The sequence below is a fragment of the Streptomyces sp. S.PB5 genome, assembly GCF_030403745.1.
In the GTDB taxonomy this organism is placed as follows: domain Bacteria; phylum Actinomycetota; class Actinomycetes; order Streptomycetales; family Streptomycetaceae; genus Streptomyces.
In genome coordinates, this window is record NZ_JAQMWP010000003.1 from 400,448 (window position 1) to 413,912 (window position 13,465).

Annotated in this window: 10 protein-coding genes and 1 tRNA gene; 6 read left to right on the forward strand and 5 right to left on the reverse strand. The window is 71.2% G+C overall.

Annotation, left to right across the window (positions count from 1 at the left end):
• Positions 1–74 precede the first annotated feature (74 nt).
• A complete protein-coding gene (locus tag PH203_RS10695; protein ID WP_289919034.1) occupies positions 75–2,444 on the reverse strand; it encodes a hypothetical protein in 2,370 nt (789 codons plus the stop codon).
• Positions 2,445–2,494: 50 nt separating this feature from the next.
• Between PH203_RS10695 and PH203_RS10700 the strand changes: the two genes are divergently transcribed.
• Entirely contained in the window at positions 2,495–2,941 is a 447-nt protein-coding gene (locus tag PH203_RS10700; protein WP_289919036.1) for an SRPBCC family protein, read from the forward strand.
• A 39-nt stretch (positions 2,942–2,980) separates the two neighbouring features.
• A tRNA-Val gene (locus PH203_RS10705) sits at positions 2,981–3,052 on the forward strand.
• Between the two features lie 57 nt (positions 3,053–3,109).
• Here PH203_RS10705 and PH203_RS10710 read toward each other — a convergent pair.
• Positions 3,110–3,838, reverse strand: coding sequence for a 3'-5' exonuclease (locus PH203_RS10710; protein ID WP_289919041.1), 729 nt, complete (start codon positions 3,836–3,838; stop codon positions 3,110–3,112).
• Positions 3,839–4,006: 168 nt separating this feature from the next.
• Between PH203_RS10710 and PH203_RS10715 the strand changes: the two genes are divergently transcribed.
• The 3 genes from PH203_RS10715 to thrS all read left to right on the forward strand — a co-directional run bounded on the left by PH203_RS10715 (position 4,007) and on the right by thrS (position 7,864).
• Entirely contained in the window at positions 4,007–4,573 is a 567-nt protein-coding gene (locus tag PH203_RS10715) for a DUF4365 domain-containing protein (protein ID WP_289919042.1), read from the forward strand.
• Positions 4,570–5,796 carry a hypothetical protein gene (locus tag PH203_RS10720; protein WP_289919045.1) on the forward strand — a complete coding sequence of 409 codons (1,227 nt, stop codon included), beginning with the start codon at positions 4,570–4,572 and terminating at the stop codon, positions 5,794–5,796. Before PH203_RS10715 ends, PH203_RS10720 begins: the two co-directional genes overlap by 4 nt.
• A gap of 91 nt (positions 5,797–5,887) precedes the next feature.
• Positions 5,888–7,864: a threonine--tRNA ligase gene (gene thrS / locus PH203_RS10725; RefSeq protein ID WP_289919047.1), complete on the forward strand. Its 1,977-nt coding sequence runs from the start codon at positions 5,888–5,890 to the stop codon at positions 7,862–7,864.
• 33 nt (positions 7,865–7,897) lie between these two features.
• On the opposite strand, the gene PH203_RS10730 is transcribed toward thrS, so the two are convergent.
• Positions 7,898–8,554, reverse strand: a complete 657-nt coding sequence (locus tag PH203_RS10730) for a potassium channel family protein (protein WP_289919049.1) — start codon at positions 8,552–8,554, stop codon at positions 7,898–7,900.
• A gap of 67 nt (positions 8,555–8,621) precedes the next feature.
• Between PH203_RS10730 and PH203_RS10735 the strand changes: the two genes are divergently transcribed.
• A complete protein-coding gene (locus PH203_RS10735; RefSeq protein ID WP_289919051.1) occupies positions 8,622–9,179 on the forward strand; it encodes an HIT domain-containing protein in 558 nt (185 codons plus the stop codon).
• A 4-nt stretch (positions 9,180–9,183) separates the two neighbouring features.
• Here PH203_RS10735 and PH203_RS10740 read toward each other — a convergent pair whose 3' ends face one another.
• Together PH203_RS10740 and PH203_RS10745 are read right to left on the reverse strand one after the other, a co-directional pair.
• A complete protein-coding gene (locus PH203_RS10740; protein WP_289919052.1) occupies positions 9,184–10,842 on the reverse strand; it encodes a hypothetical protein in 1,659 nt (552 codons plus the stop codon).
• A 266-nt stretch (positions 10,843–11,108) separates the two neighbouring features.
• Positions 11,109–13,304: an elongation factor G-like protein EF-G2 gene (locus PH203_RS10745; RefSeq protein ID WP_289919054.1), complete on the reverse strand. Its 2,196-nt coding sequence runs from the start codon at positions 13,302–13,304 to the stop codon at positions 11,109–11,111.
• Positions 13,305–13,465: the final 161 nt, after the last annotated feature.

Consider the following 13,465-nt stretch of genomic DNA (forward strand, 5'->3'; position numbering starts at 1 on the left):
GCGGGCCGTTTGTGGCTGGGCGCGCCCACGCGGCGGTAGCCGCACATTGATGCGGCCCCGCGCCCCCAAACAGGTCAGTGCATCTTCCCTAGGGCATCTCGCACCCTCCGGACATCCCTGATGCGCTGCTCGTACGTCGCCCCCAGTGTCAGCAGCAGGAGGCCCGCCAAGGCCGGCGGTACCCAGCGGGGGAGTGCATCGGTCACCTGGGCGATGTACGGGGCCAACTCGTGCAGGGCGTCCAAAGTCAGGACGGAACCCCCCAGTACCAGCGGGGCCTTGAGGTTGTGGCCTGCGCCCAACAGGGTGAGGGACAGGGCCGCCAGGCCCAGGAGCAAGGGGCGGGTCCAGTCGGGGTCGGTCCAGGCCGTCGCCAGGCTCGGGAGGAGGGTGGCGGCCAGACCGGGGGCGTACGCCGTCCAGGACGAGGTCTCGGGGGCGCGGAGCCTGCGCAGGTGGCCGATGAGCAGGGCCGGGATCGTCACCGGGACCGTGTACGCCTCGGGCATCGTCACGTCCCAGGCGGCCAGGCGCACCCAGGTCGCCAGGACGAACAGGACGGCGGCCGCGTAGCCGACGGGGTGGCGGTCCGGGCGGATCGCCGTGCCCGCGGCGATCACTGCGCACACGGCCAGGACCAGGGCGAGCATCGGCAGGTCGGTGACCGCCAGGCCGATGGCCAGGAGCGCGGCCGCGGCTCCGGTCACCTCGATGGGGACGCGGTCGTGCACCCGTGGTGCGATCAGCGCCGCGGCCACCGGGACCGCCAGGACCAGCAGGGCGGTGTGGTGCGGCGGCCAGTCCGCGGCCGCTCCTGTCGCGCAGGCGAGCGCGGTGGCGTACGACAGGGCGGCCGGGGCCGTGAGCGACGTGTGCCGCCAGGAGACCGCCGCGAAGAACGCGGTGAGGGCGGTGAGCGTGGTCAGGGTCGCCGTCTGGGACGCCAGGGCGGTGAAGGAGAGGCCCACGGAGGTGGCCAGGGCGAGGATCGTCGTGGTCGGTTGGGTGTACGGGGCTGCGAGGGTGACCGCCGTCAGGGCGCCGAGAGTCAACAGGCCTGTCGTGTAGGGGAGTTCCAGGACCGCCGGGAGGGTCAGGGCCGCCGCCCAGGTGAGGACCAGCGCGCCGCTCACGGCCCGGGGGCGCCGGTCGGTGTTCCGCACGGTCAGGGCCAGGACCGCCGCCACGGCCACCAGGACCAGCGGGGCCGTCGCCGTGTCCGGCGGCCAGGGGGCGTCCAGGGTCACCGCGTCACGGATGTCCGCCGGCGCTCCGGACCAGGCCCGGGACGTCCAGGCGACCGGGCCCAGCAGGGTGATCGCCACGAGCGGCAGCGCCCACAGCACCGCGAGCGCCTGGACGGCGGCGGAGGCCCAGGTCAGACCGGTCCGTACCGGCTGCGGCAGCCGGTCGAGGCGTACGGCCGCCAACAGGGCGATTCCGCAGGCGAGATGGGCCGGAACCGTCCAGGTGTCCGGCATCGCGGGGCGGGCCGTGCCGGCCAGGGCGGCGACCGTGAGGAGGCCAAAGGCCGCGGCGAGGCCGGCGGCGTGGCCCTTGCTCAGGCCGCCGCGCCACGCCGCGCCCAGGGCGATCGCCGCCCCGAGGAGGACGAGCGCCGCCGCACGGGCGGCGGCGCTCGGACCGGTGGCCGCCCAGGAGAGCGCACCGGCCGTCAGCGCGCCCGAGGCGCCCAGACCGTACGCGCCCACAACGGCGACGGCACGTACGGAGTTCAGGGTCACCCGGAGCGCGACAACTGTGTCGAACGCGGCCGTCACCAGCAGCGCGGCCGCGACTCCGTGAGCGCCCGCGGAGGCCGCGGTCGCCCAGAGGAGCAGCGGGAGTTGGGCCGCGGTCAGCGCGGCCGGGAGGGGAAGGCGCAGCTCGGACGCCCCGGGCAGCCGGCCGTACGCCGTCCACACCGCCGCCAGCAGGGCCGACGCGACGGCCGTGTAACCCTCGCCGTCCGTGTCCGGGAAGGCCACGGCGTACAGGGCGTACGCGTCGAGCACCGTCAGCACCAGACCCAGGCCCGCCACCGACTCGGCCGTCGAACGCAGCCCCCGCTTCACCAGGAGCAGCGGGGCGGAAAGGACGGCCAGCGTGACCGCGCCGAGCACCGTGCCCCGGCCGGCGATCCCCAGGTGACCCCAGCTGACCAGCGTGAACACCATCGCGGCAATGGTCAGCAGGACACCGCCGAGCAGCAGCAGGGCGTTCTGCACGCCGGGTGCGCTGGTCTCCGGGCGGGGCGATGTCACGGGGGCCGGCTTCGTCGGCCGCGGCTGCAGCGTGGCGACCAGCCACGCCCGTCGGGCCAGCAACTGGGCCCGGCGGCGGTCGAGTTGCCACAACTCGGCATCGAGGAGCCGGAGCTCCTCGGCCGGGGGCGGGATCTGCGTCATGCCCTGGAGTGTGGTCCGGGTCACGCCACAGGGCATGAGTGCGCGTACTCAGAACGTACTCAGATCCCTCCGGGCAGACTCTGTGCATGGACTGGAGCCATTACCGCTTCCGCACGCAATGGGCCCTGCCCGCGACGCCCGCCACCGTCTACGACGTGCTGGAACAGGCCGAGGACTACCCCCGCTGGTGGCCCCAGGTCCGCGAGGTGGACCGTCTCGACGACACCACCGGCGTCATCACGATCCGCGCCACCCTGCCGTACGACCTGGTGTTCACCGCGCGCGAGGTGCGGCGCGACCGGGCGGCCGGGGTGCTGGAGATCGCCATGACCGGGGATCTGGAGGGGTGGGCACGCTGGACGATCGTCGGGGACGGCACCGGGAGCCTTGCCCGCTACGCACAGGAGGTCCACGTGCACAAGCCGCTCCTCAGACGGCTCGCCGTGCCCGGGCGGCCGGTGTTCCGGGCCAACCACTGGCTGATGATGCGGGCCGGACGGCGGGGGCTGGCCGCGTACTTGGAAGCGGTTTGAAGGAAAGGCGCGGGGACCTGTATTGTTCAGTGCGTTCCCGGGCGATTAGCTCAGTGGGAGAGCGCTTCGTTCACACCGAAGAGGTCACTGGTTCGAACCCAGTATCGCCCACCGGGAGAAAGCCGGTCCGTATCACACGGACCGGCTTCTTTTTGTTCCGGCTCCCGCTCAGGCGGCCTCAGCCGGCACGTCCGGGCGCAGCGGCCACGCCGGGTCCACCGCCTCCGGGGTGCCACTGCGCGCGAACCACGCCTGCAGCCCCCGCGCCTGCGCCGCGTGCCAGCCCGTCTGCAGGTGGTGCAGTTCGTTCGGTGACAACCGCTCGAGCCGCGCCGCGAAACGGCGCCCCACCGCCCGTACGACGTCCAGGGCCGCCAGCGCGTCCGCGCCCGCGTCGTGCGCGCCGTCCAGGGTGACCTCGTAGTGCGCGCACAGGTCCGTCAGGGTGCGGCGGCCCTTGCGGTAGCGGTCCAGGTGTTTGTCCAGGACCCTCGGGTCCAGCACCAGCAGCGGTGACGACCGGAACCAATGGTCCAGGGACGAGGCGCGATGCCGGCGCAACTCCCGGTCCAGGATGGTCAGATCGAACGGCGCGTTCATGACCACCAACGGGCGGCCCGCGGCGGCCTGTTCGGCCAGCTGTTCCGCTATCTCGTACATCACCGGCGCCGGCCAGCGGCCGTTGCGCTGGAGATGGTCGTCCGTCAGTCCGTGCACCGCCGTCGCCGCCTCCGGCACCGGCACACCCGGGTTCACCAGCCATCGGGTCACCCGCGGCCGGGTCCCCGGGGCGTCCTGGACGACGACGGCGGCCGACACGATCCGGTCGGTCTCGACGTCGACACCCGTGGTCTCCGTGTCGAAGGCGGCCAGGGGCCCCTCGTACCAGCACGTCATACCTACACAACCCCTCGTTCACCCACGGCAGCTGACGCACCGTCTTCTGCCATTTTGGTGATACCCGGGCTGTTTGCGCCGTACGCCGGAAGGACACAACAGGAATACGGGTCTTTGCAGTTCAGCGACCCGCGGTGCGGATTCACTGAACGTGGAAGGCTGTTGGTCATGGCGATAGCGCAGCCCGAGCGGGGCGGGCTGCTGCCCGAGCGCACGGGCCCCCTTCGCGGCACACTCGCCACCACCGCCTGCATGGAGACCTTGCAGGTGGGCTATCTGCACGCCGTCGCGGCGGCGGCCGGCTGCTCGTTGTCGCAGCCCTTTCCGGACAACGGCATCGACTGGCACGTCAGTCACGGCTCGCCGGGGCACACGGTGGACGACGAGGTCACCATCAAGGTGCAGCTCAAGTGCACCTACCAGGTACCGCCGAACCCGCCGGGCCGGTTCTTCTCCTTCACGCTCGACAACGACCACCTGCGCAAGCTCGCGCGCACCCCCGTCTCGGTGCACAAGATCCTCGTCGTCATGCTCGTGCCGAGATCCCAGGACGAGTGGCTGCGCGCCAGCCACGACCGCCTGGACCTGCGGCACTGCTGCTACTGGGTCAACCTGGCCGGCCACCCGATCACCGGCCGGACCCGGACCACCGTGCGGATACCGACCTCACGCATCTTCGACGACCGGGCGCTGTGCGAGATCATGACGCGGGTCGGGACGGGAGGCAGACCATGACCCACCGGCCCATGGAAGAGGTGTTGCGGCCCGTGCGCCCGCACCCCGCCGATGCCGCATGGGACCGCGCCCCCGAGCCCGACGAGGTCGACCCCGCCGTCCTCGGCGCCCTGCTGCACCGGCACGGCTGGCAGCGGCGCGGCGGCGCCCCCGGACGCTACGGACGCTGGACCCCGCCGGGACCGGGCACCGGCGGAACGAGCCTGCTGGTGCCCGAGAACCGGGCCTTCCCCGACAGCGACGACCTGCTCGGCGAGGCGCTCGTCGCGCTCGCCCGCAGCGGCACGCCCTCCGCCCGCGAGGTCCTCGTCGGCCTTGCCGTGCCCAGCGACGAGATCCGCTGGTGGCGGGACGTACCGACCGGGCCCGCGGGGACCGCGCCCTGGATGGTGGAGGAACAGCTGCGGGCCGCCGCCCGCCAGATGCTGCTCGCGGGCGCCCTCGCCACGCGCGCGCGTGCCGGCTACTACGGCGCCCGCCACCGCCGCGCCGCGGCCGCGCTCCTGGACAGCACCCTCGTCGGTTCCGCCACCGGCGGCGGCCTGACCGCCTTCGTGCCCGTCGGCACCGGACGCCCCCTCGCCGTACGCCTCCACCAGGCGCTGTACGCCGCCCGCGAGGCCATCGACTACCAGCGGGCCACCGGTGGCATGGACGCCTTCGACGCGGCTGTCGAGGCGGGCGTCAGCCGTGAGCTCACCGAGGCGCTGATCGCGCTCGTGCGCGGTACGGAGGGGGCGCGCATCGCCGTCGAGTGGGCACCGGCCGCCGGGGTGCCCGCGGACTGCGCGGCAGGGGTGGAGCCGGTCGAGTTCTCGCCGGGCGACCTGTCCGTGCTGCGCGAGGCCGGGGCCCGCTATCTGCGCGAGGAGCCGTCCGTCGCGGTGCGGATCACCGGTGCCGTGGTGCGGATGCGCAGGTCGGGGCCACGCGGCGAGGGCAGCGTACGGCTGCGGGTGCTCGCCGGCGCCGAGGTGCCGCACGTCCGCCTCACCCTGGACGAGGAGTCGTACCGGATCGCCGGGCACGCGCACCTCGTCGGGCTGCCGGTGCGGGTGCACGGGCGGCTGGAGAGCCGGGGCGGGTTCCGTCGGCTCACCGGCGCCTCCGGCGTCGTACCCGTGCAGGTCGACGAGGCGGAGCGGGACCGGCTGATGAAGTCCCTCCAGGAGAATCTCGACTTCTTCGAGGAAGCCTGCGGAGAGGCCCCCGGAGGGGACTGATTTCGCGGAGGAGGGTGCGGGGTCGGTACGATCCCCTATTGCGCGCGCTCACGGTACGGCGCCCGCATCCACCTTCAGTCAGGAGAGACCGGTGTCAGACGTCCGTGTGATCATCCAACGCGATTCCGAGCGGGAAGAGCGCACGGTGACGACGGGCACCACGGCCGCCGAGCTCTTCGCCGGCGAGCGCTCGATCATCGCCGCGCGCGTGGCCGGTGAGCTGAAGGACCTGGCGTACGTGGTCCAGGACGGCGAGACCGTCGAGGGCGTCGAGATCTCCTCCGAGGACGGTCTGAACATCCTGCGCCACTCCACCGCGCACGTCATGGCGCAGGCCGTGCAGGAGCTCTTCCCCGAGGCCAAGCTGGGCATCGGCCCGCCGGTCAAGGACGGCTTCTACTACGACTTCGACGTGGAGAAGCCGTTCACGCCCGAGGATCTCAAGGCCATCGAGAAGAAGATGCAGGAGATCCAGAAGCGCGGGCAGAAGTTCTCCCGCCGTGCGGTGACCGACGAGGCGGCTCGCGAGGAGCTCGCTTCCGAGCCGTACAAGCTGGAGCTGATCGGCCTCAAGGGCTCGGCTTCCTCCGACGACGGCGCGGACGTCGAGGTCGGCGCCGGTGAGCTGACGATCTACGACAACCTCGACGCCAAGACCGGCGAGCTGTGCTGGAAGGACCTCTGCCGCGGTCCCCACCTGCCCTCCACCCGCAACATCCCGGCGTTCAAGCTGATGCGCAACGCGGCCGCCTACTGGCGCGGCAGCGAGAAGAACCCCATGCTCCAGCGCATCTACGGCACCGCGTGGCCGACCAAGGACGAGCTCAAGGGCTACCTCGACTTCCTCGCCGAGGCCGAGAAGCGCGACCACCGCAAGCTGGGCTCCGAGCTCGACCTGTTCTCGATCCCCGAGCAGATCGGCTCCGGCCTCGCCGTCTTCCACCCCAAGGGCGGCATCATCCGCCGGGTCATGGAGGACTACTCGCGCCGCCGCCACGAGGAGGAGGGCTACGAGTTCGTCTACACCCCGCACGCGACGAAGGGGAAGCTCTTCGAGCAGTCCGGGCACCTGGACTGGTACGCCGACGGCATGTACCCGCCCATGCAGCTCGACGAGGGCGTGGACTACTACCTCAAGCCCATGAACTGCCCGATGCACAACCTGATCTTCGACGCGCGCGGCCGCTCCTACCGTGAACTGCCGCTGCGCCTGTTCGAGTTCGGGACCGTGTACCGGTACGAGAAGTCGGGCGTCGTGCACGGCCTCACCCGCGCGCGTGGCTTCACGCAGGACGACGCGCACATCTACTGCACCCGTGAGCAGATGTCGGAGGAGCTCGACAAGACGCTCACCTTCGTCCTCGGCCTGCTGCGGGACTACGGTCTGACCGACTTCTACCTGGAGCTGTCCACCAAGGACCCGGAGAAGTTCGTCGGCACCGACGAGGTCTGGGAGGAGGCGACCGAGACGCTCCGCCAGGTCGCCGAGAAGCAGGGTCTCCCGCTGGTCCCGGACCCGGGCGGCGCCGCCTTCTACGGCCCGAAGATCTCCGTGCAGACCAAGGACGCCATCGGCCGCACCTGGCAGATGTCGACCATCCAGCTCGACTTCAACCTCCCCGAGCGTTTCGACCTGGAGTACACGGGCCCGGACGGCTCCAAGCAGCGCCCGGTCATGATCCACCGCGCGCTGTTCGGCTCCATCGAGCGGTTCTTCGCGGTGCTCCTGGAGCACTACGCGGGCGCCTTCCCGGCGTGGCTGGCCCCGGTCCAGGCGATCGGCATCCCGATCGGCGACGCGCACGTGGAGTACCTGGAGAAGTTCGCCGCCGCCGCGAAGAAGCAGGGGCTGCGGGTCGAGGTGGACGCCTCCTCGGACCGGATGCAGAAGAAGATCCGCAACGCCCAGAAGCAGAAGGTGCCCTTCATGGTCATCGCGGGCGACGAGGACATGTCGGCCGGCTCGGTGTCCTTCCGCTACCGCGACGGCTCGCAGGAGAACGGCATCCCGTTCGACGAGGCCATCGCCAAGATCGCGAAGGTCGTCGAGGAGCGGGCGCAGGTCTGATCGCCCTGTGGCACACGGAGGCCCTCGGGAGGCTCAGCTTCCCGGGGGCCTCTCGTCGTCCTCGCGCGCGAACACCTGCAGCAGCCAGGAGGCGAACGTGCCGGTGACCGCGCCCAGCAGGGCCAGGCCGACGGCCATCACGCCGATCGCGATCAGGCGTCCCACGGGGGTCACCGGCGCGATGTCGCCGTAGGCGACGGTCGCGAGCGTGGCGGACGTCCACCACACGGCGTCCCCGAAGGTCCGCATGGTCGCTCCGTCGGCGTCCCGCTCCTGCTGGTAGACGGCGAGGGAGCCCGCGAAGCCGAGCAGCAGCGTCGACAGCCCGGCGTACACCATCACGCGCGCGTGCAGCGCGAGCCGGGGCCGCCCGTGCCGCCGCTGGACGGCCTCGTACACCTTCACGACCCGCAGCGGACGCAGGAGCGGCAGGAGCAGCACCAAGGTGTCCAGCCAGTGCGTCCGTACGAAGCCCAGCCGCCGGCCGCTGAGCCGCCAGCGCACCGCGTAGTCGAGCGCGAACAGCAGCCAGGCGGCCAGGGTCACCGCGAGGCACAGGTCGAGCCAGACGTCCGGCAGTTCCTCGGCCAGGACGCGGATCGCGTACGAGGCCAGGAACGCCAGCGACGCCACGGCGAGGGGGAGCTCGGTGCGCCGCTCCCAGCGGGCCTCGGTGCTGTCGTCGTCCACCGGCCCAGCTTCGCCCGCGGGGCTGGTCACGCAACCCCGGCGACACGCCGCGAACGGGCGAAGCCATATGCTTCCCTGCATGACGAGTGAGCCGGAGCAGCAGTGGGGAGTGGGGACCCAGGACGCGTTCCAGCGTCTGTGGACGCCCCACCGGATGGCCTACATCCAGGGCGAGAACAAGCCGACCGGCCCGGGTGCCGACGACGGTTGCCCCTTCTGCTCGATCCCGGCCAAGTCCGACGAGGACGGCCTGATCGTCCGGCGCGGCGAGCAGGTGTACGCGGTGCTGAACCTGTACCCGTACAACGGCGGCCATCTGATGGTCGTGCCCTACCGTCATGTCGCCGACTACACGGACCTCACCGAGCCGGAGACGGTCGAGCTCGCGGCCCTGACCAAGCAGGCCATGACCGCGCTGCGCAGCGCGTCCGGCGCCCACGGCTTCAACATCGGCATGAACCAGGGGTCGGTGGCGGGCGCCGGGATCGCCGCCCACCTCCACCAGCACATCGTGCCGCGCTGGGGAGGGGACACCAACTTCATGCCGGTCGTGGGGCACACCCGGGTGCTGCCGCAACTGCTCGCCGATACACGGAAGATGCTGGCGGACGCCTGGCCCGCGTAGGCGGTTACGCGTCGTACAGGTCGGCCTTCCTGGGCGCGGGGTCCTGGATCGCCGTGCTGAGGAACGCCGACCTGGTGCCGAACTTCTCCGTGTCGACGCCGTTGTCCTCAAGGACCTTGATCGCCGCGGCGTGCACCACCCGCAGCACCGGTGTCGCGGCGCGCATCGCGTCGTCGGCCATGAACCGGTGACGCCAGGGCTTGTCCGCCCACACGTGCCGCAGGCCGAAGGGTTCGGGCAGGGCGATCGTGCCCCCGAGCCAGTTCAGCAGAGGCGGATACCAGGACAGGGGCGCGCGGACGGCGAGGCGCACGACCTCGTTGGTGGGGACCAGCGGGAGGCTCACCTTGCGGGTCTCCCACGGTTTCAGCGACTTCGGGACGTCCTTCGTCGGCGCCTCGGGCCCACCCATGAACAGGGAGTTCACCGGGCCCAGTGCGTGGCCGGTCACCTCGATGCGCAGCGTCTCGTGCAGCACGGTCACGGTGATCATCATCGTGAGGATCAACTGGCCGTCCCACAGCGTCCACTGCACCCCGAGGTAGTGCCGGTCCCCGCTGCCGAACTGCTGCTTGTTGCAGATGTCCTGTATCGAGTGGGACCGGTGCTGGAAGGCCTCGATGTCCGCGGACTGCTCGGTCCGGGCCACCGCCTTGGCGCCCTCCGCGATCGGCGTGACGATCCAGTGCCGTATCGACGCCTTCGGGAAGCCGCCCGTGTTGATGGTGTTCCGCTCCAGCATCCGCAGCCGGTCGTGGATGGCGCGGATGACGTCCCAGCTGCGGAACGGATGGATCTCCCGGTCCGGGTCGGCCGGGGTCAGGTCCTCGGCGAGCTGCCAGCTGCCCCAGCGGGTGCCCATGCCCAGGATGCCCTTGGGGCCGGCGTAGAAGATGTGGTTGGACTGCTGCTCGGCGCTCAGCTTGGCCAGTGACTGGCGCATCTGCTCGGCCTGGGTCTCGCCGGGGCTGGTCGGCACCGCCTCGGGGACCCGGGCGCCGACGCTGCTGCCCGCGATCAGGCCGTCCCAGCGCGCCCGCAGGTCCTTCGCCGCGCTGTCGCAGATCTGCTTGGCCCAGAACCAGCCGAGAACGGGCGCCACCACGCACGCGCGTGCGTACCAGGCCCAGAAGCCCGTGAACGGCATCTTGACGAGGAAGAGCACGCCGAGCGCCCCGACGCCGACGAGCAGGGCCGTGGCGAGCGCGGAGGCCCGCTTGTTGGGGTTCTTGTCGATGGTGGCGCGGATCTGGAAGACCAGGAGCCCCACCAGGAGCCCGGGCAGGAACAGCAGGCCGCACAGCACCATGACGGCCGACAGCTTCTTGTCGCGCTCACGGCGCAGCCGGTAGGCGGCCAGGCAGTGGTCGACCACGACCTGGGGCTCGGTGCCGAAGGACTGGATGAGGGGCTTGCGGCCGGTGCCGATCATGCGCTCGATCACGGCCCGGGAGAAGGCCTCGCCGAGGTTGGGCTTGAACAGCTTGATCTTGCCGTCCTTGACGGTCGTCTCGTGCCACTCGCTGTTGGCCTTGGTTATCTCCTCGACCGGGTTGTCCCGGTAGGCCGCGGAAGCCAGGGCGAACGTCGCCGTCTGGCTCTCGTCACCCGAGCGCGGCACCTGAGGTCCGAAGACACTCTCGTAACCGGCCTCAACGGTCATTCCCGCCCCCGATCGCCGCCGTTCCCGCTCCTGCGGCCTTCCCGACTTCCCTGCCCCGCACACCTGTTGATCAGGCCGCCCCGTATTGCGGGGACGACTTGATCACTGCCCTCAGCGTATCCGCCGCCACCGACATTCGTCGGCGGACGGCCGAAGCCGCCCGCCGACTCGGAGGGGAGCGTTCCACAAAAGCCACTTGTAGTGTTCCCGGTGCCAACTGCCGTCAGTCGCGTGCCTTTTCACACGACGGGAGTCGCCTTCCCGTGCTAGGAGTCCCGCGCCTCCTCCCGGATCCGCTCCGCGATCTGCGGCGGCATCGGTTCGTGCCGTGCGTAGGAGCGGTTGAAGCGGGCCGTGCCGTGCGACAGGGAGCGCAGATCGACGGCGTACCGGCCGATCTCGATCTCCGGCACCTCCGCCTTGACCACCGTGCGGTTCCCGCTGGTCTGCTCGGTGCCGAGCACCCGGCCGCGCCGCCCGGACAGGTCGCTCATCACGGCGCCCACGTAGTCGTCGCCGACCAGGACGCTCACCTCGGCCACCGGCTCCAGGAGATGGATCTTCGCGTCGGCCGCCGCCTCCCGCAGCGCCAGCGCCCCGGCCGTCTGGAACGCGGCGTCGGAGGAGTCCACCGAGTGCGCCTTGCCGTCCAGCAGCGTGATCCGTACGTCGATGAGCGCGTACCCGGCGGCGACTCCCTTGGCCGCCTGGGCACGTACGCCCTTCTCGACCGACGGGATGAACTGCCGCGGCACCGCGCCGCCGACGACCTTGTCCACGAACTCGATGCCCGAACCGCCCGGCAGCGGCTCCACCTCGATCTCGCAGATGGCGTACTGCCCGTGCCCGCCGGACTGCTTCACATGCCGGCCGCGGCCGCCCGACTTCGCGGCGAACGTCTCCCGCAGGGAGACCTTGTGCGGGATGACGTCGACCTGGACGCCGTACCGGCTGCGCAGCCGCTCCAGCGCCACGTCGGCGTGGGCCTCGCCCAGGCACCACAGGACGACCTGGTGGGTGTCCTGGTTCTGTTCGAGCCGCATCGTCGGATCCTCGGCGACCAGCCGGGCGAGGCCCTGCGAGAGCTTGTCCTCGTCCGCCTTGCTGTGCGCCTGGATGGCGAGCGGCAGCAGCGGGTCGGGCATCTCCCAGGGCTCCATCAGGAGCGGGTCGTCCTTGGCCGAGAGGGTGTCGCCGGTCTCCGCGCGGCTGAGCTTGGCCACGCACACCAGATCGCCGGCGATGGCGTGCGTCACCGGGCGCTGCTGCTTGCCGAAGGGGGTGGACAGCGCGCCGACGCGTTCGTCGACGTCGTGGTCCTCGTGCCCGCGGTCGGACAGGCCGTGCCCGGAGACATGCACCGTCTCGTCGGGGCGCAGGGTGCCGGAGAAGATGCGGACCAGGGAGATCCGGCCGACATAGGGGTCGGAGGACGTCTTCACGACCTCCGCCACCAGCGGACCGTCCGTGTCGCATGCCTTGATCTCGCGCGGCTTGCCGTCGATGGTCGTGACGCCCGGCGTGGGGTGCTCGAACGGCGTCGGGAAGCCGCGTGTGATGAGCTCAAGCACCTCGACCGTGCCGAGCCCCTGCTTGGCGCCCTCCGCCGCGGGGGCGGCGGCCAGGACGGGGAAGAAGACCCCGCGCGCGACGGCCCGCTCCAGGTCCTCGATCAGCGTCTTGACGTCGACCTGCTCACCGCCGAGATAGCGGTCCATGAGGGTCTCGTCCTCGCTCTCGGCGATGATCCCCTCGATCAGCCGGTTGCGGGCGTCCTCGATCTGGGGCAGCTGGTCCTCGCCCGGCTCGGACTCCTTGCGCTCTCCGGAGGAGTAGTCGAACAGCTTCTGCGACAGCAGGCCGGTCAGACCGGTCACGGGCGCGTGCCCGTCCGGCCCCTGCGGGCCGTGCAGCGGCAGATACAGCGGGAGCACGGCGTCGGGGTCGTCCCCGCCGAACGCCTCCGCGCAGGTCCGGGTCATCTCCTCGAAGTCTGCCCGCGCGGCCTCCAGGTGTGTGATGACGATCGCGCGCGGCATGCCGACGGCCGCGCACTCCTCCCACACCATCCGGGTCGAGCCGTCCACGCCGTCGGAGGCGGAGACAACGAAAAGGGCCGCGTCCGCCGCTCGCAGACCGGCCCTGAGTTCCCCGACGAAGTCGGCGTATCCGGGGGTGTCGAGAAGATTGACCTTGATGCCGTCCCATTCGACGGGCACCAGGGAGAGCTGCACCGAACGGTTCTGCCGGTGCTCGATCTCGTCGTAGTCGGAGACGGTGCCGCCGTCCTCCACACGGCCCGCCCTGTTCACTGCTCCCGCGGTGAGCGCGAGAGCTTCCACCAATGTCGTCTTGCCCGATCCGGAGTGGCCGACCAGCACCACATTCCGTACGGACGCGGGGTGGTCGGCCGCTGTTGCCCTTCCGGCGGCTCCGGGGTGTGCGTTCGCCTTGTCGCCCATGGCCTTGCCTCCCGTGCACGGTGAGGTCACTGTGGGCGCGGACGTGCGGATCCGCGTTGGCGGCTCCGGTGACGCCCGCGGTTCTTCGAGCTTTCCACTCCCGTCACGGTGCGTCCATACAGCGGACGCGATCGCGCCGTTACCCGTATGCCATAGGGCCG

What these genes read in the sequence shown, in the direction of transcription:
- PH203_RS10695 (WP_289919034.1), bottom strand. Translation starts at nt 2,444, where the DNA reads ATGCCCTGTGGCGTGACCCGGACCACACTCCAGGGCATGACGCAGATC.
- PH203_RS10700 (WP_289919036.1), top strand. Translation starts at nt 2,495, where the DNA reads ATGGACTGGAGCCATTACCGCTTCCGCACGCAATGGGCCCTGCCCGCG.
- PH203_RS10710 (WP_289919041.1), bottom strand. Translation starts at nt 3,838, where the DNA reads ATGACGTGCTGGTACGAGGGGCCCCTGGCCGCCTTCGACACGGAGACC.
- PH203_RS10715 (WP_289919042.1), top strand. Translation starts at nt 4,007, where the DNA reads ATGGCGATAGCGCAGCCCGAGCGGGGCGGGCTGCTGCCCGAGCGCACG.
- PH203_RS10720 (WP_289919045.1), top strand. Translation starts at nt 4,570, where the DNA reads ATGACCCACCGGCCCATGGAAGAGGTGTTGCGGCCCGTGCGCCCGCAC.
- PH203_RS10735 (WP_289919051.1), top strand. Translation starts at nt 8,622, where the DNA reads ATGCTTCCCTGCATGACGAGTGAGCCGGAGCAGCAGTGGGGAGTGGGG.
- PH203_RS10740 (WP_289919052.1), bottom strand. Translation starts at nt 10,842, where the DNA reads ATGACCGTTGAGGCCGGTTACGAGAGTGTCTTCGGACCTCAGGTGCCG.
- PH203_RS10745 (WP_289919054.1), bottom strand. Translation starts at nt 13,304, where the DNA reads ATGGGCGACAAGGCGAACGCACACCCCGGAGCCGCCGGAAGGGCAACA.